This is a genomic window from Plantactinospora sp. A48 (assembly GCF_055793945.1).
In genome coordinates, this window is record NZ_JBTIXF010000014.1 from 62,994 (window position 1) to 80,794 (window position 17,801).

Annotated in this window: 12 protein-coding genes; 8 read left to right on the forward strand and 4 right to left on the reverse strand. The window is 69.7% G+C overall.

Annotated elements, in window-relative coordinates; translation table 11 throughout:
• Positions 1-149: 149 nt before the first annotated feature.
• From ACXN5W_RS10525 to ACXN5W_RS10540, 4 genes are all read left to right on the forward strand, one after another.
• Positions 150-1,625 carry a CCA tRNA nucleotidyltransferase gene (locus ACXN5W_RS10525; protein ID WP_473158008.1) on the forward strand — a complete coding sequence of 492 codons (1,476 nt, stop codon included), beginning with the start codon at positions 150-152 and terminating at the stop codon, positions 1,623-1,625.
• Positions 1,626-1,758: 133 nt separating this feature from the next.
• Entirely contained in the window at positions 1,759-3,567 is a 1,809-nt protein-coding gene (locus tag ACXN5W_RS10530) for a S8 family serine peptidase (protein ID WP_473158009.1), read from the forward strand.
• 159 nt (positions 3,568-3,726) lie between these two features.
• Entirely contained in the window at positions 3,727-5,949 is a 2,223-nt protein-coding gene (locus tag ACXN5W_RS10535; protein WP_473158010.1) for a S8 family serine peptidase, read from the forward strand.
• A gap of 477 nt (positions 5,950-6,426) precedes the next feature.
• A complete protein-coding gene (locus ACXN5W_RS10540) occupies positions 6,427-6,906 on the forward strand; it encodes a methylated-DNA--[protein]-cysteine S-methyltransferase (RefSeq protein ID WP_473158011.1) in 480 nt (159 codons plus the stop codon).
• 119 nt (positions 6,907-7,025) lie between these two features.
• On the opposite strand, the gene ACXN5W_RS10545 is transcribed toward ACXN5W_RS10540, so the two are convergent.
• The 3 genes from ACXN5W_RS10545 to ACXN5W_RS10555 form a co-directional block, all read right to left on the reverse strand.
• A complete protein-coding gene (locus ACXN5W_RS10545) occupies positions 7,026-7,592 on the reverse strand; it encodes an NUDIX hydrolase (protein ID WP_473158012.1) in 567 nt (188 codons plus the stop codon).
• Positions 7,593-7,694: 102 nt separating this feature from the next.
• Positions 7,695-8,774 (reverse strand): inositol-3-phosphate synthase, encoded by a 1,080-nt coding sequence (locus ACXN5W_RS10550; RefSeq protein WP_473158057.1) that lies wholly within the window; start codon positions 8,772-8,774, stop codon positions 7,695-7,697.
• 23 nt (positions 8,775-8,797) lie between these two features.
• A complete protein-coding gene (locus ACXN5W_RS10555) occupies positions 8,798-9,427 on the reverse strand; it encodes a PadR family transcriptional regulator (RefSeq protein ID WP_473158013.1) in 630 nt (209 codons plus the stop codon).
• A gap of 186 nt (positions 9,428-9,613) precedes the next feature.
• On the opposite strand from ACXN5W_RS10555, the gene ACXN5W_RS10560 reads away from it, so the two are divergent.
• The 4 genes from ACXN5W_RS10560 to ACXN5W_RS10575 all read left to right on the forward strand — a co-directional run bounded on the left by ACXN5W_RS10560 (position 9,614) and on the right by ACXN5W_RS10575 (position 15,520).
• Positions 9,614-10,081: a DUF5318 domain-containing protein gene (locus tag ACXN5W_RS10560; protein WP_473158014.1), complete on the forward strand. Its 468-nt coding sequence runs from the start codon at positions 9,614-9,616 to the stop codon at positions 10,079-10,081.
• A gap of 194 nt (positions 10,082-10,275) precedes the next feature.
• The gene (locus ACXN5W_RS10565; RefSeq protein WP_473158015.1) at positions 10,276-13,266 is read left to right on the forward strand and encodes a transglycosylase domain-containing protein; all 2,991 of its coding nucleotides are present in this window, start codon (positions 10,276-10,278) and stop codon (positions 13,264-13,266) included.
• A 186-nt stretch (positions 13,267-13,452) separates the two neighbouring features.
• Positions 13,453-14,946, forward strand: a complete 1,494-nt coding sequence (locus ACXN5W_RS10570) for a glycosyltransferase family 87 protein (protein ID WP_473158016.1) — start codon at positions 13,453-13,455, stop codon at positions 14,944-14,946.
• 133 nt (positions 14,947-15,079) lie between these two features.
• Entirely contained in the window at positions 15,080-15,520 is a 441-nt protein-coding gene (locus ACXN5W_RS10575; RefSeq protein ID WP_473158017.1) for a glutaredoxin domain-containing protein, read from the forward strand.
• A gap of 69 nt (positions 15,521-15,589) precedes the next feature.
• Here ACXN5W_RS10575 and ACXN5W_RS10580 read toward each other — a convergent pair whose 3' ends face one another.
• Complete coding sequence (locus ACXN5W_RS10580; RefSeq protein ID WP_473158018.1) at positions 15,590-17,800, reverse strand: hypothetical protein; 2,211 nt, start codon at positions 17,798-17,800, stop codon at positions 15,590-15,592.
• Between the last annotated feature and the right edge of the window lies 1 nt (position 17,801).

The following is a 17,801-nucleotide window of genomic DNA, read 5'->3' on the forward strand; positions in this document are numbered from 1 at the left end:
CCGCTGGTGGCCCGGTGGTCCGTCCGACCGCCGGTGCTGCCCGAAATCCCGGTGCTGCCGGAAACCTTAGTTCCCCTTCCTTACCCGGGCCGGACGAGGCGGATCCCGGGCGGCCCCCGGCCTCCGGCGACCGATAGTCTGGCGGTCCCATGTCCGATTCATCCGTACCCTCGGCCGCCGGTTCCACCCCGGCCGCCCCCGCGTCCCTGACCGCCGCGCAGCGCACGGCGGTGGCCGAACTGCTCCGGGTCTCGCCGGTGGCCGACGAGCTGGGTCGGCGGTTCGCCGACGCCGGCCACGAACTGCACCTGGTGGGCGGTTCGGTCCGGGACGCGCTGCTCGGCCGACTCGGCGAGGACCTGGACTTCTGCACCGACGCCCATCCGGACGCCACCCTGCGGATCGTCAAGGGCTGGGCGGACGCGATCTGGGAGACCGGTCGGGAGTTCGGCACCATCGGGGTCCAGCGGGACGGCCTGCGGCTGGAGATCACCACGTTCCGCGCGGAGTCCTACGACCGGGTGACCCGGAACCCGACCGTCCGGTACGGCACGAACCTGGTCGACGACCTGGAACGCCGCGACTTCACCATCAACGCGATGGCGGTGAGTGTCCCGGGGCACCGGTTCACCGACCCGTACGGCGGGCTCGCCGACCTGGCCGCCCAGGTGATCCGTACCCCCGGAACGCCGCAGGAGTCGTTCGGCGACGACCCGCTGCGGATGCTGCGCGCGGCGCGGTTCGCCGCGCAACTGCGGTTCGCGGTCGCGCCGCCGGTCCGGGCCGCGATGGCCGCGATGGCCGCAGACCTCGACCGGATCACCGCCGAGCGGATCCGGGACGAGTTCACCAAGCTGCTCTGCGGCGCCGACCCGGTCACCGGGCTGCGGCTGCTGGTCGACACCGGTCTGGCCGAGCGGTTCCTGCCGGAACTGACCGGTCTGCGGCTGGAGATCGACGAGCACGCCCAGCACAAGGACGTCTACGAACACACCCTCACCGTGGTCAGCAACGCCGTCGGGTACGAGAAGGACGGCTGCGACTTCATCCTGCGGATGGCCGCGCTCCTGCACGACGTGGGCAAGCCGGCGACCAAGGCGGTCGGCCCGGACGGCCGGGTCAGCTTCCACCACCACGAGGTGGTCGGCGCGCGGCTGACCAAGCAGCGGATGAAGGCGCTGCGGTACCCGAAGGACGTGATCAACCAGGTCGTCTCGCTGGTCGCGCTGCACCTGCGGTTCTACGGGTACGGGCGGGGCGAGTGGACCGACTCGGCCGTCCGGCGGTACATCGCGGACGCCGGTGACCTGTTGCCGAGGCTGCACAGCCTCACCCGGTCCGACTGCACCACCCGCAACCGGCGCAAGGCCCGACAGCTGGCCGAGGACTACGACGCGCTGGAGGAGCGGATCGCCCGGCTGCGCGCCGAGGAGGACCTGGCCCGGGTCCGTCCCGACCTGGACGGCAACGCCATCATGGAACTGCTCGGCGTGCCACCGGGACCCGTGGTGGGTCGGGCCTGGAAACACCTCAAGGAACTGCGGCTGGAACGCGGCCCGCTGAGCCGGGACGAGGCCGAGGCCGAGCTGTGGCGCTGGGCCCGCGACCAGGGCATCGGCGGCTGAACCCTAACGCGCGAGCCGTGTACATCCCGGCATGCGCATGCTTCAGTGGACCCCGGCACGGATGCTGCCAGCGTCGCCCACCGCGCATCGTGGATGGACCCTGCGACGCGCTTTCGACACGGGGGTGTTGCGGATGGATCCAAAAAGGTCACGACGGACGGTCGCGGCCCTGGCCGCGGCCGTCACCGCTGGCGGAGTGGTCGCCCTGGGCGGCGGCACGGCGGTCGCGAACGGACGGCAGACCGATCCGCCGTCGTGGGGACTGGACCGGGTCGACCAGGTGAGCCCGGTGCTGTCCGGGACGTACGACTATCCGGCGACGGCCGGCAACGTCACCGTGTACGTGCTGGACAGCGGCGTCAACATCGCCCATCAGGACTTCGGCGGCCGGGCCAGCCACGGCTACGACTTCGTGGACGACGACGCGGTGGCGGAGGACTGCGCCGGCGGCACGGGTCAGGGCACGCACGTCGCCGGCACGATCGGCGGCACCCGGTACGGGGTGGCCAAGAACGTCAAGTTGGTCGCCGTCCGGGTGCTCGGCTGCGACGGGAGGGGCGACATCGCGGCGGTGATCGCCGGCCTGAACTGGGTGACGACCCACGCGACCGCACCGGCCGTGTTGAACCTGAACTTCGGGCTGACCTGTCAGTCCGCTCCCTGCAACCGGTCGGATCCGGCGCTCGACGCCGCCGTCGAGGGCGCCATCGCGGCCGGGATCACCGTGGTGGCCCCCGCCGGCGACTCGAACTCGGCCGCCTGCGACCAATCGCCGGGCCGGGTGCCGGCGGCGATCACGGTGGGCGCCACCGACAACGTCGACTACCAGGCGTACTTCTCGAACTACGGATCCTGCGTGGACCTCTACGCGCCGGGCGTACACATCGCATCCGACTCCATCGGAAGCCCCACCGCCACCGAGTGCCGGGACGGCACCTCGGTCGCGGCGGCGCACGTGACCGGGGCCGCCGCGCTGCTGCTGGCCGCACACCCGACCTGGAACCCGGCGCAGGTCCGGGACGCCCTGGTCCGCACGGGCCTGTCCGGCGGGGTACACGGCGGGGACGGGTTCCTGCCGCCCGAGGAGCGCGGGGTGAACCGGCTGCTGCATGTCGGTCCCGCGATCCTGGCCAGGAACTCGGTGGCGTTGCGATCGAGCGTCCACGGCGGCGAGTACGTGTCGGCGCAGGCCGCCGGGGCCGGGCCGCTGGTCGCCAACCGCAACACCGCCGGAGCGTGGGAGCGGTTCGACGTGCTGGACCTCGGCGGCGGGTACGTGGCGTTGCGAGCTCTGGTCAACGGCCGGTACGTCTCGGCGGACGGCGCGGGCGCCAAGCCGCTGATCGCGAACCGCACCAACGTGGGAGCCTGGGAGAGGTTCCAGATCGTCGACAACGTCGACGGCAGCTTCGCGGTGCGGGCCGCCATCAACGGCCGGTACGTCCGGGCCGACCTCGCCGGCGGTGCGCCACTGGTCGCGGACAGCACCTCGATCGGGCGGGCCGAGAGCTTCGGCTACCGGGCGCCGGATCCGACCGTCGCCATCAGGGCGGCGGTCAACGGCAGGTGGGTCACTGCGGAGAGCGCCGGGAGCAAGCCGCTGATCGCGCGGGCTACCGAGGTCGGCGCGTGGGAGCGGTTCGAGCTTGTCGACCTGGAACGGCACCTCGTCGGGCTGCGTGCCCGGACGAATGGCCGCTACGTCACCGTCCCGGCTGGTGGCGGATCGCTGGTGGCGAGCGCGTCGACGGCCGGCCTGAACGAACTGTTCTTCAACGCCGGTTACCACCCCAACGGCACTGTGTATCTCGGGGTGGATGGGACCGGGCGGGCCGTGACGGCCGAGTCTGCCGGCGCCAAGCCGCTGGTCGCCAACCGCCCGATCCCGTACGACAACAAGCTGGGCTCCTGGGAGGAGTTCTTTATCGTCCCAGTCTTATAGGGATGTGAACAGTTGACCGGGTTCAACCGAACGGGTGAGCCCGGAGCAGGGTGCTTGCCCCATTATTAGACAACCATCCCTCAGCCGCCGGCCTTGCTGCGCCGGGGCTGCGCAGTCTGCCGTCCATTCTGGACGAGCATCGAAACGGGGAGTTCCTGCATGAATCGTGGCGTATTGCGCCGCACTGCCGCGGCGGCTCTCGCCGTGGCCACCACAACCACCATCGTCGCCGCCGGGTCCGGGTCGCTCGCGATGGCCGCACCCGACCTGCCGCACCCGGTCGGTCCGCACTTCAACGCGCCAGCGCCGTCGGTACACCAGAACGCCACTCCGAGCGCGGCCGGCAAGTCGCTGGCGTCGCGCAAGCCGAGCGTGGTGAAGGACCAATACATCGTCACGCTGAAGGACAAGAAGGCCAGCCCGGCCAAGATCAAATCAACCGCCCAGGCGCTCGTCAAGACGCACGGCGGTACGGTCCGGAAAATCTACGGGCACGCCCTGAGCGGCTACTCCGCGCAGCTGACCGCAGCCCAGGCCAAGAAGCTCGTGGCCAGCCCGGACGTGGCATCGGTGGAGGCGGTCCGGGTGGCCGATCTCAACGACACCCAGAGTAACCCGCCATCGTGGGGGCTGGACCGACTCGACCAGACCACGCCGGTGCTCGACAAGTCGTACACGTACCCATCAACGAACGCCAGCAACGTCACGGCGTATGTCATCGACACCGGTATCAACCTGACACACACCGACTTCGGGGGCCGCGCGAGTTCCGGTTGGGACTTTGTAGACGATGATGCCGACGCTAGCGACCCGTGTATCGGGCATGGCACGCACGTCGCGGGCACCATCGGTGGTGCGAAGTACGGGGTAGCCAAGAACGTGAACCTGGTCGCAGTGCGGATATTCGGTTGCGATGACGAAACCCGTCCTACGAGCGAGCGGGTCGTCGCGGCCATTGACTGGGTCACGGCGCAAGCGGCCAAGCCGGCGGTGGTGAACCTGAGCATCGGCTGGAAGTGTGACCCTGTGCTGGATGCGGAGGGCCGCTTCGATCCCAACGCAGCATGCACAGACGGCCTCGTTCCGGCGGTCGACGAGGCAGTCAGACGCTCCACCGCCACCGGTCTGACGTATGTAATTGCCGCTGGCAACCAGGACGTCAAAGTGCAGTACACGTCGCCGGCGGACGTCTCCGAGGCAATTACTGTAGGCGCGACGGACAACCTGGACTCCAAGGCGATTTTCTCCAACCACGGCTCCGGGGTCGACGTCTTTGCACCGGGTGTGAATATCACCTCCGATTTCATCGGCAGCAACACGGCAACCGCGACGTGGGACGGCACGTCGATGGCTGCGCCCCACGTAGCCGGGGCTGCGGCCCTGGTGTTGGCAGCGCACCCGGCCTACACGCCGCAACAGGTACAGGACGCCATCGTGACCAGCGCCGTTCCCGGGGCCGTGCATGATGTTTATCCGGCCATTGATCCGAACTCGGTTCGGGATGCTGCTCATGGTGCCGCGAACCGGCTACTGCATCTCGGCTCCGTCGCCAACCGGTACTCGGTGGGCGTGCAGGCGTTCGCCAACGGGAAGTTCGTTTCAGCAGAAAGCGCCGGTGCCAAGCCACTGATTGCCCGCAGCGTGACTGCCGGTGCCTGGGAGAAGTTCGACGTGGTGGCACAGAGCGGCGGGTTCGTCGCGCTGAAGTCGAAGGCCAACGGCAAGTGGGTGAGCGCCGACGGCTCGGGCAGCAAGCCGCTGATCGCCAAGGCCAGCTCCGTCGGCGCCTGGGAGAAGTTCACTGTCGTCAACAACGCCGACGGCAGCATCGCCTTCAAGGCGAACGTCAACGGCAAGTACGTGACCGCGGAGAACGGCGGCAGCAAGGCGCTGATCGCCCGCAGCACCAGCATCGGGGCATGGGAGAGGTTCAACTACCTCGCCAAGGACCCGACCATCGCGATCAAGGCCAAGGCCAACGGCAAGTACGTCTCGGCGGACAGCGCCGGCGGCAAGCCGCTGATCGCCCGGGCCACCTCGGTGGGTGTCTGGGAGAAGTTCGACTACATCGACCAGGGCGATGGCTGGTACGGGCTGCGCGCCCAGGTCAACGGCAAGTACGTGACTGCAGAGAGCGGCGGCGCCAAGCCGCTGATCGCCCGGGGCACCTCGATCGGCGACTGGGAGTGGCTGTACAACTGGGACTACAACCCCGACGGGACCCGGTTCATCAGGGCCAACGCGAACTGGAAGGCTGTGACGGCGGAGAACGGTGGCAGCAAGCCGCTGATCGCCAGCCGGAACGTCGCCTGCACCTCGGGTGACTGCTACTGGCCGTACGGGCTTGGCGCCTGGGAGTCGTTCTACTTCGTGGCAGTCTGATCCGACCGTTCCAACCGGCGCCCGCCGAACCCAGCCCGGGTTCGGCGGGCGCCGTCGTCGTTTCAGTGGGTCTCGCGTTTCCGTAGGTTGACCATGATCCGCCGCTCTGTCCGGCCGATCAGCGTACGTCTTGGCCAGCGCGTTCTGTAACAGGTCCTCGACGCTGTGCCGGTCCCCAGCCAGCGCGCACGCCACCCGGAACAGCGCGTCGCCCCGCTCGGCCACGAACGCGGTGAACTCTCGGTCGACTGCCTGCCGCACAACTCCACCTCCCGGTAGTTCTGACGCCGGCCGGCGGGGATCCCTTGCCTGTCTGCCGAGAATTTTCGCGGCTCTGACACGGGTTAGATCCGCCCGGCGATGTGCGGGCCGGCCGTACCTCGAACCTGCCCGGTCGCACGGAACCCGGACCTGCCGGTCGCGTGCGGCCGGTCGACGGTTCGACGGTTCGTCAGACCGGCGGGGGACAATGGGGGGATGGACTGGGCCGTGCTCGACTCACCGATAGGGGAGTTCTCCATCGCCGCCGACGACGCGGGCGTACGCGCCGCGCACTTCGGCCGGGTGGACGGTGCCGTCACCGACCCGACCGATCCCGGGCTGCGCGCCGCGCTGGCCGAGTTGCGGGCGTACTTCGCGGGTGAGTTGACCGACTTCACCGTGCCGGTCGCGGTGTCCCAGGGTTCCGACTTCGAACGCGCGGTCTGGCGGGAGATGACGCTCATCCCGTACGGCGAGACCCGCACCTACGGCGCGGTGGCGGCCCGGGTCGGGGAGCCGGACGCGGCCCGCGCCGTCGGGGTGGCCTGTAACCGCAACCCGCTACCGGTGATCGTGCCCTGCCACCGGATCGTCGGGGCCGGCGGAAAACTGGTCGGGTTCGGCGGTGGCCTGGACCGCAAGCGTCGGCTGCTGGAATTGGAGGCGGGGGTGGCATTCCGGCTTGCCTGGACTTGACGGATCGTGAGTGGCGGGTGGATTGAGGAGCGTGCCCCTGCCCGGCACGCTTCGCCGGTCGGGCGAAAGGCCAGCCGGGAGAACTCCGGCGGCCAACAGTGCCGCAGCTCGGCTAAGTGTCACCAGCCGCAGCGCGGCGCGGGCAGGCCGGGCGCCGCGAGCAGTTTGGCCCGCAACGCGGCCGGTCGGATCCGGCGGATCGGCCGCCAGCGGAAGCCGGTCACCTCACCTGGCTGCGCGGTGAGGGCGACCGTCGCAGGCACCGTGAAGGCGAAGCAGGCGTCGAAGTGCCAGTGTCCGGGCTCGTTCCGAGCGGGATTGTCCGGGATCCGGTGTACGTCGAAGTCGAGCGGCAGCGCGTCCAGGGGCCTGGGTAGCTCGGCCGGTATCCCGGTCTCCTCAGCGACCTCCCGTAGGGCAGCGGCCGTCAGATTGGCGTCCGCCGGTTCCAGGTGTCCACCGGGCGGCAACCAGCGGTCCAGGGTGGCGTGCCGGATCAGGAGCACCCGTCGACGCGGGTCGACCAGTAGCGCCGAGCAGGTGAGGTGACCGGTGAAGGTGTTCCGCGCGGTGATGTCAGCGGGCCGATCCAGGGCGGCGAGTAGCGGTGCCAGCCGGGGCCGCTCGGCGGGATATCGGTCGAGATAGGCGGCCACGGTCCGGGACACCTCGGTTGGTGAGATCATCCCGTCCAGTGTGCCGACGGGCGGGTGCCGGACGTGCCGAGGGCCGGGTCCAGTCGGACCCGGCCCTCGGCGGTGGCTCAGCCGTGAATCAGCGGCGGTGGTTCAGCGCTCGATCTTGCCGGCGATGAAGTCCTCGACGGCCTGGTGGGCGTCGTGGTCGGCGTACTGCTCCGGCGGCGACTTCATGAAGTACGACGACGCGGAGAGGATCGGGCCGCCGATCTTGCGGTCCAGCGCGATCTTCGCGGCGCGCACGGCGTCGATGATGACACCGGCCGAGTTCGGCGAGTCCCACACCTCGAGCTTCAGCTCGGCGTTGAGCGGCGCGTCACCGAAGTTGCGACCCTCCAGGCGGATGTACGCCCACTTGCGGTCGTCCAGCCACGGCACGTGGTCCGACGGGCCGATGTGCACGTCGCCCTTGGCGATCTCGTGCGGGATCTGCGAGGTGACCGACTGGGTCTTCGAGATCTTCTTGGAGACCAGCCGGGTGCGCTCCAGCATGTTCATGAAGTCCATGTTGCCGCCGAAGTTGAGCTGGTACGTGCGCAGCAGCTCGACACCGCGGTCCTCGAACAGCTTCGCCAGCGCCCGGTGCACGATGGTGGCGCCGACCTGGCTCTTGATGTCGTCGCCGACGATCGGCAGGCCGGCGTCGGTGAACTTCTGCGCCCACACCGGGTCGGAGGCGATGAAGACCGGCAGGGCGTTGACGAACGCGCAGCCCGCGTCGATGGCGGCCTGGGCGTAGAACTTGTCCGCCTCCTCGGAGCCGACCGGGAGGTAGGAGACCACCACGTCGACCTGGGCGTCGCGCAGGGCCTGCGCCACGTCCACCGGCTCGGCGCCGGACTCCTCGATGATCTCGCGGTAGTACTGTCCGAGACCGTCGTGGGTCGGGCCGCGCTGCACGGTCACGCCGGTCGGCGGTACGTCGCACAGCTTGATGGTGTTGTTCTCGCTGGCGACGATGGCCTCGGCGAGGTCCATGCCGACCTTCTTGGCGTCCACGTCGAACGCCGCGACGAACTGCACGTCGGAGACGTGGTAGTCGCCGAACTTGACGTGCATCAAACCGGGGACGCGGTCGTTCGGATCGGCGTTGCGGTAGTACTCCACGCCCTGCACGAGGGACGAGGCGCAGTTTCCGACACCGACGATGGCGACGCGGACGGAGCCCATCGAGGTTGCCTCCTTCTTGTCAGTCACGGCCGCTCCTGCTCCTTCGCGCCTGCGCCGGGCGGAGTCGGGCTGTCTTCGTGGTGTTTTTCGCGGGCGTCCGGGGCCCGGCCGGAGCGCTCGTTGGCGATGAGCTCCTCCAGCCAGCGCACCTCGCGCTCGCAGGCATCCAGGCCATGCCGCTGCAACTCCAGCGTGTACGCGTCGAGCCGGGAAGCCGCCCGGCCCAGCACGTCCCGCAGTCCTTCGCGGCGTTCCTCGATCTTGCGGCGGCGACCCTCCAGGATGCGGAGGCGGGTCGCCTGATCGGTCCGGGCGAAGAACGCGAAGTGGACACCGAAACCGGCGTCGTCGTACGTCTCCGGACCGGCCTGGCCGAGCAGTTCGGCGAAGCGTTCCTTGCCCTCGGCTGTGATTTTGTAGACCACCCGACCGCGTCGGGTGGTGAGCACCGGCACCTCGTCCGGACTCGCCGGCGGGGTGTCGGTCGCCTCGGTTATCAGACCGTCCGACTGGAGCCGGCGCAGTGTGGGGTAGAGCGACCCGTAGCTGATCGCCGCCCGGATGGCACCGAGCTTGGCGGTCAGCTCCTTGCGCAGCTCATAGCCGTGCATCGGCGACTCCTGGAGGAGTCCGAGGATGGCGAGCTCCAGCATCGCTCTCCCTCCTCCACCGTCCGGAATACCCCTGATGCTGCCGTGGTAACCCGGGCGATGTATCGGCCCGATACATCGCACCGTAACGGGGATCGCCGCCCAGGGCAAATCCCATCTCCGCATGGAAGTGGCCACGCACTGTGACGATGGTCGCCTCGCTCGGCCGGACCGCGTACCCTGGCGCGCATGCGTACGCAGCGCCAGGTGGTGGACTACTCGCTTCAGAAGCGAGCGCTGCTGCGTGCCGTGCTGTCCGGGCGGGTCGGGACGTACGAGGTGTGCGACGCCTCGCCGTACCTGAAGAATGCTGCTCGCTTCCACGGTGAGTCCACCGAGAAGCTCTGTCCGATCTGCCAGCGGGAGAACCTGACCCACGTCCACTACATCTATGGCGACGAACTCAAGCAGTCGGCCGGGCAGGCCCGCACGCTGGCCGAGCTGTCGGCCCTGGCGATGACGCTGCGTGAGTTCCAGGTCTTCGTGGTGGAGGTGTGCCGCGCGTGTGACTGGAACCATCTCGTCGAGCAGTACCTGCTCGGCCGGGACGGTCTGGGCGCGGATCCCGCGGACGAACCACTGGCCGACGCCGCGGGTGGCGGCGCTCCGGTGCGGAACGGTACGGCTTCCCGGCGACGACGTGAGGCACAACGGTGACCAACGGTTTCCCGGTTGAGCCCGTCGGGCTGCACAGGCCAGGAGATCATGGTCCGCAACTTGGCGGACATGTCCGGAAAATTGGTATTGCTCCACGCCATCGCCAAATCGGCGGCGGTGTTCGGCGTGGTCCAACTCACGGCAACCCGGTGGCGGTTTCTCCATTCGCCACCGCGACCGGCAGGGTGTGAAGAATGAACTCGTACGGCGATCCCGGTTCCGCGCGCGGTTGGGGCCACGACGGCTCCGACGGTGAGTCTCCTCCGGCCGACGCGCGGTGGCTCTCCACCGGCGACCCGGGAAATGACGCCGGTGGTTCGGCGCGGCATGGCGGTGGCGCGGGCTCCGCACCCAGCGGCCGGGCCTCGGTCGGCGGTGCCAGCGGATCGGCTTCGGTCGGCGGCTCCCCGGCCGGCTCGGCGTCGGCCGGTCGGGCCCGGGTGGGCCGGGCGTCGGTACCCGGTCCCGTCTCGCCGGCTCCCGGCTCCGTCTCGCCGGCTCCCAGCGGTGGCGCGGGCTACGGCGGCTCGGGCTACGGGTCCGACCGTGGCGGTGCCGGCGGCTACGGCGGCAGCGGGTCCGGTCGGGCCAGTGCGGGCCGGGCCTCGGTTGGCTCAGCCTCGGTTGGCTCAGCCTCGGTTGGCTCGGCTTCGGTCGGTGGGTCAGCGGGCCGTGCCTCGGTCAGCGGAGCCCCTGCCGGCGCGGGTCGCGCGACGGTCGCCCGAGCCTCGGCCCGGCCGGTCTCCCCGGCGGGCTACGGGCCGGCCGGGGCGGGCCCGGGCGGACCGAACGGTCCCGACGGCCCAGGTGGCCCCGGATCCGACGGCCCCGGGCGGGGCGGCCGGAACAGCGCAGCGGCGCTGCGGGCCCGTAAGCGCAAGCGGCTCAACTGGATCATCGCGTCGTTCGCCGTCTTCATCATGCTGGCCGGGCTCGGCGTGGTGGTCGGCACCTACTACTCCACCACCGTGGTGCTGCCGCAGGACGTCAAGATCCCGCTGCCCACCACGGTGCTGGCCTCGGACAACAAGACGGTCCTCGCCCGGCTGGGCGAGGAGAACCGGGTGATCGTCCCGATCAGCCAGATCCCGCCGTTCGTTCAGCACGAGGTCGCCTCGGCCGAGGACCGGAAGTTCTACGAGCACTCCGGGGTGGACTACGTCGGCATCGCCCGGGCCGCCTGGAACAACTTCACCGGTGGCGACAAGCAGGGTGCCTCCACGATCACCCAGCAGTACGCCCGGAACGCCTACAAGGGGCTCCAGGACGACACGTACACCCGGAAGGTCAAGGAGGCGATCATGGCCTCCAAGCTGAACGACAAGTACAGCAAAGACGAAATCATGCAGCACTACCTGAACACGATCTACTTCGGTCGGGGTGCGTACGGGATCGAGGCCGCCGCGCAGGCGTACTTCCAGAAGCCGGTCAGCAAGCTCAACATCGCCGAGGGTGCCGTGCTGGCCGCGGTCATCAAACAGCCGACCGTGAGTCCCACGCACAAGGGCTTCGACCCGGCGAACAACCCGCAGGACGCCCTTGACCGCTGGAACTACGTGCTTGACGGCATGATCGAGAAGAATTGGATGAAGCCCGAGGAGCGGCCCACCAAGTACCCGGCGGTCAAGAAGCCGAGGAACGCGGACGGGCTGGTGGGGCTGAACACCCCGCGCGGCAACGTGGTCAACTACGTGGTGGCCGAGTTGAAGCAGATGGGCATCTGCGTGGACAAGGACGACGGCTCCGGCAAGATGACCTGCAAGGATGCCCTCGACAATGGTGGCCTCAAGATCAAGACCACCATCGACCCGAAGCTGCAGCAGGACGCCGAGGACACCGCACGCCGGGCGAACAAGGGCTCCGAGGTCGCCAACGAGCGCAAGAACATCATGGCGGCGCTGGTCTCGATCGACCCGCGCAACGGGCGGGTGCTGGCCTACTACGGCGGCGACGACGGGACCGGGACCGACTTCGCCGGCATCAACCACGAAGCCGACGGCTCGCTGTCGGGTGGTCATCCACCCGGTTCGTCGTTCAAGATCTACACGCTGGCCGCGGCGATCGACAACGGCATCTCCACGGACTCGCACTGGGACGCCACCGACTACAAGCCGGCGGGCTCGAAGTTCGCGATCCGTAATGGCACCGCCGGCAACAAGCCGAGCTGCCCGAACGGTGGCAAGTACTGCACCCTGGAATACGCGACGCTGAAGTCGTACAACGTGCCGTTCTACAAGATCTCCGAGAAGGTCGGCGCGGACAAGGTGCTCGGGATGGCCAAGGCCGCCGGTATCGGAACCATGTGGGCGGTGGACAGCAAGAATCGGCAGCAGATGATCGATGTCACCAAGACCGACCCGAAGCAGGCGGCCACCACCAAGTCGGGCTGCGAGGGCGACCACGGCTGCCTGCTCGACAACCACATCGGTTTCGGCCAGTACCCGATCACGGTGCTCGACCATGCCAACGGGGTCGCCACCATCGCCAACCGGGGCAAGTACAACAAGGCGCACTTCGTGATCTCGGTGGACCGGCAGGACCCGGACACCGGCGAGTGGTCGAAGGTCGGCGGCGAGCAGTTGAAGCCGCGGCAGGTGATCCGGCCCGAGGTCACCGACGACGTCACGAAGGTGCTGCAGAAGTACCCGGCATCCGTGCACCACACCCTGGCGAACGGCCGGCCGGCCGCGTCCAAGACCGGCACCTGGGAACTCAACGAGACGAGCCGGCACAACGCGCACGCCTGGATGATCGGTTACACCCCGCAACTCGCAACGGCGGTCTGGGTCGGCAACGGCGGCAAGACGCAGACGGCCCTGATCAACGAGCGCGGTAGCGACATGTACGGCGCCGACCTTCCCGGCGACATCTGGGAGCGGTACATGGACACCGCGCTCAAGGGCACCGAGGAAGTGTCGTTCCACGCCCCGGCCAACCTGGGTGAGGACAAGGGCGACGGCGTCAAGCCGGTGGAGCCACCGCCGCCGCCGGTCTGCCCGGACCCGACTCACCCGGACCCGACCAACCCGGCCTGCCTGCCGTTCATCAACCCGGGCAATCAGTTCCCGAACAATCCCAACGGCGGGAACGGCGGTCCGGGCGGTCCCGGTGGCGGTCCCGGCGGTCCCAACGGCGGTGCCGGCGGCGGGGTGCTGCCCGGCGAGACACAGCGGCCCGCTGGATAGCGGAGCAGCTGGGCGACGCTGACGTCGGGCCGGTCACCTCGGTGACCGGCCCGACGTTTCGGTGGGTCGGCACCCGGAACCTTCGCGGTGCGAACCCGCCGTCGGGCTCCGCGATCGGTCCACTCAGCGAACTTGAGCCGTCCGGATGCGGACGAACCACCATCCGATGAGGCAGGATTCCTGTCTATGAGTCCGCTGTCCGAGGCCGACGTCGAGCGGCCAGACCACGTCGACCACCCGTCCCGGTCCGACGGCTTCGTCCGTGGCCTCTCCCAGGCGCTCGGTGGGCCGCTCGGCGAACACGCCAAACCGCCCGCCGGTCGCAAGGTCGACCGGTTCTGGACCGCCGCCCGCATCGTGCTGGCGCTGGCCTGTCTCGTCCTGGCGCTGCACTGGGTGCAGAAGTCGCCGTGCCAGAACGGTGCGTGGCAGAACAACGTCCAGTACAAGTCGTTCTGCTACACGGACGTGCTGGCGCTGTACTACGCCGAGGGCCTGAACGAGGGCAAGGTGCCCTACCGGGACCACCCGGTCGAGTACCCGGTCGTCACCGGATACTTCATGGGTGCGCTCGGCCTGCCGGTACACGCCCTCGGGGTGGACCGGCCGTCGATCAACCAGGGCCAGTGGTTCTACAACCTGAACGCCCTGGTCCTGTGCGCCCTGGCGGTGGGCACCGTGGGGGTGATCCTCGCCCTGCGCCGCCGCCGACCCTGGGACGCGGCGATGTTCGCGCTCTCCCCTGCGCTGCTGGTCACCGCGACCGTCAACTGGGACCTGCTGGCGATCGGGCTCTGCGCGTTCGGCCTGTACGCCTGGGCCAAGCGACGACCGGTGACCGCCGGCATCCTGCTCGGGTTGGCCGGGGCGGCGAAACTCTGGCCGATCTTCCTGATCGGACCCATCGTGGTGCTCGCGGTGCGCGCGGCCCGGCTGCGGCCCGCCCTGATCACCGCGGGCGCGGCGGTGGTGACCGCGGTGGCGGTCAACCTGCCGATCTACGTCCTCTACCACGAGAACTGGCGGCGGTTCTTCGACCTGAGCCAGGAGCGGGCGGTGGACTGGGGCACCTTCTGGTACATCGGCCGGTACCTGGACGGGAAGTGGCGCACCGGCCAGCCCGGCAACCAGGGGCCGTTCCAGTGGCTCAGCGGACACATCCCGAACCTCAACACCGTGTCGTACGCGCTGTTCGGCGCGGCCTGCGTGGGCGTCGTGGTGCTGACTTTCGCCGCGCCGCGCCGGCCCCGGCTCGGCCAGGTGGCCTTCCTGGTGGTGGCCGCCTTCCTGATCTTCAGCAAGGTCTGGTCGCAGCAGTTCAACCTCTGGCTGCTGCCGCTGGCGGTGCTGGCCCGGCCACGCTGGGGAGCGTTCCTCGCCTGGCAGGCCGCCGAGGTCTGCTACTTCGTGGCCTTCTACGGCGAGCTGCTGGGCACCTCGACCGGCACCCCGGTGTTCCCGGAGGGCGTCTTCGTGCTGGCCTCGGCGCTGCGCCTGATCACCGTGGTCGTGCTGTGCGGGTACGTGATCCGGGATGTCCTGCACCCCGAGCAGGACGCGGTCCGGGAAACCTACGAGGACGATCCGGACGGCGGTGTCCTGGACGGCGCCCCGGACGCGACCTGGTTGTCCAACCGCGACGAGGCTCAGCCCGCCACCTTGGCGCCGACCCCGGCCTGACGGGCTGCGACTCCGGACTGCGGTGAAACCTTCGCGCGTCGGAGCCGGCCCGGTTTGGCCGTGGTGTGGTCACCGGGCCGGATCCGGCGGACGAGTGCTGTTCGGGTTCATGGCTGGTGGGTAGCTTGGTGGTGTGCGAAGAAGCTGGAGTCTGAGCTGGCTGCTGCTGGCGTGCGGCGTGGTCGTGGCGACCACGCTGAGCGCTACCGGTTCCCCCATGTTCGGCGGTGTTGAGCTCCTGGTCTTCGTGCTGCTCGCGGGCCTGATGTCGCCGCTGCTCTTTCCGCGCTCTGTGGGGACCGCCGAGGCACAGCGCCGAAGTGTGGCCGAAGGCCGTCCGGTCGTCTACTGGCGGCCCGGCTGCAACTACTGCCTGCGCCTGCGGTTCCGCCTTGGTCGGGACGCGCGGCGCGCGTACTGGATCAACATCTGGACCGACCCGGCCGGCGCGGCGACGGTGCGAGCGGCGGCCGGGGGGAACGAGACCGTGCCGACCGTCGTGGTGAACGGCACGCCGCATGTCAATCCCGACCCGGGCTGGGTGCGTGAGCGGTTACGGTCAGGGACCGAGTGAGGTGGTACCGAGATTGACGAGCTCGACTCCTTCGCCGGGCGGCGGGACTTCGGCCGATGGGTGGCCTGCTCAGAAGCGGTAGACGACGACTTCGCCCACGTCCTCGCGCTGGATGCCGAGGGAGTCCACCGGCAGGTCGATGGTGGCCTGCCACGGCGTGCCGCCGACCCGGTCGCGGAGCATCACCACGGTGTGTACCCCCATGCCACGCAGGTAGTTGACGCTGTTCGGGTCGGGGAAGGTGGCGGTCACCTGCCGGACCTCGGCCACGGTCTGCGGAACGAAGCCACTGCTCCCGTTGACCACGTCCTGGAACTTGGTGGTCGACCACAGCATCACGTGCTGGTCGTTCGACTGGTCACTGGGCAGCACCAGCATCGGCCCGTCCAGGGTGCGGAACGCGGCCGGCTGGGTCGGGACGAGCGGATGCGGCGTGACGTTCAGCCCTTCGACCAGGACCAGCGCCAGCGGCACCAGCGTGACCAGCCGCAGCCACGGACCCGGCCACGGCGGGATCCGCTTGGACGCCAGCTCCCAGACCCGTACGGACAGCGCGCTCACCGCACCGGCGGAGAGGATGCCCAGTAGCAGGGTGGTCCACAGCGCCAGCCGGCCGGGCGTACGCAGCCCGTCCCAGCCGGGCAGGTGCTCGAACAGCGGTACGTAGGTGTACTTGCCGCCCTCGAACTTCGTGCCCATCGACAGGAGCATCGCCAGAATCGTGCCGGCGGCCAGCAGCAGCCGCTGGCGCAGCGTCCAGATCGAGAACACCAGACCGGCCAGGGCCAGCCCGTACAGCATGAAGCCCGGCAGCAGCGTCATCTCCGGATGCCACGGCAGCGCGGCCCGGGCCTGCTCGTGGGCCGTGCCCCAGATCCGCGACTCGGCGGGGGCCACGAAGAACCCGTCCGCCGGTGGTGAGAAGAAGTCCACCTCGGCCAGCGACCGCTTCGCGTACGGGTGCAGCTCGGCGACCTTGAAGAACGGGACGGACATGAGCGCGCCGGTGGCCGCGAAGACCAGGCCGCCGCCCAGGTCGGCCAGCAGCAGTCGCCAACCGAACGGCCGCCGGCCCGCGCCGGTGAAGCGCCGCACGTACCAGACGACGACCGTGACCAGCGCGATCGCCCCCAGAAGGTACGCGAACGGCAGGCCGACGCCGAAGCCGATGGTGATCTGCCAGCTCGCCACCAGCCACCCGGTCAATGCCCACCCGGCGTGCCGGCGTTCCGGCCGGTAGCCGTACCGCAGCGACCAGCCGTGGCCCCGGGCCAACAGCGCCAGGGCCAGCGGGATGCCACCGTTGGAGATGATGTGCAGGTGGCCGGTCTGCGCCAGCAGCCACGGGGCGTAGGTGTAGCTGACCCCGGCCACCGCCGAACCGACCCGGCCGGCGCCCAGTTGACGGGCCAGCGCGTACGCCCCGAACGTCGCCAGCGCGTGGGCGAACACGAAGACGATGTTGTAGCGCAGGACGGCGGCGACCGGTCCGGTGCCGAGCATGCCCGCCGGGGCGTACCCGAGAAGGGTGTCGGAGAAGGCGAAGCTCCACGGCTCCGGATAGAACGTGTTCGAGTGCCAGAGCTGCCCCGGGTTGGTCAGCAGGGCATGCCCCGACCACGCCATCTGCCAGGCCTGGAGGGTCGGGTCCCAGACGTCCTGCGGGATGGTGTGCATCGGGTAGCGCAGGGTCGGCCAGGTCATCAGCACCGCGAGCACCGCGCTGGCGAGTGCGGCCAGGGTCCACTCGTGACCGAGGAAGCGCACCACCGCCCGCCCGACCCGCTGGGCCCGACCCGGTGTCGACTCGCCGGCCGGGGCGAAGGCCGTCCACCGGTCCGAGCCGTCCCCGTCGGCCGACTCGGCCTTGCTCGTGGTGTCCGGGGCCTTGTCCCCGGTGGCCGTCTCGGCGGGCTCGGCGCTCTCCGGACCGGTGGCGGTCCCTTCGCCGGTCGGCTCGTCGGCCGCGGCCGGGCTCTCTGGGTCGGTCGCCGGGCTCTCCGGGCCGGCCGCGGCCGGGCTCTCCGGGTCGGTCGTGGGGCCCTTGGGGTCGGCGGCCGTCGCGCCGGTTGTCACAGGGGTGACCGCCTCGGTGTCCGGCGTCGGGGGCGTACCCCCGGTGGTGCCGTGGGGGTCGGTGGCCGCGGGTTGCGATGGCGTGCCGCCGGTCGCGGGTTGCGACGGCGTGTTGCTGGCCGCCGTGGGTTGCGATGGTGTGCCGCCGGTCGTGGGCTGCGATCCCGGCGTGCCGCTCTGGGCGTTCGACTGGTCGGTGCTCATG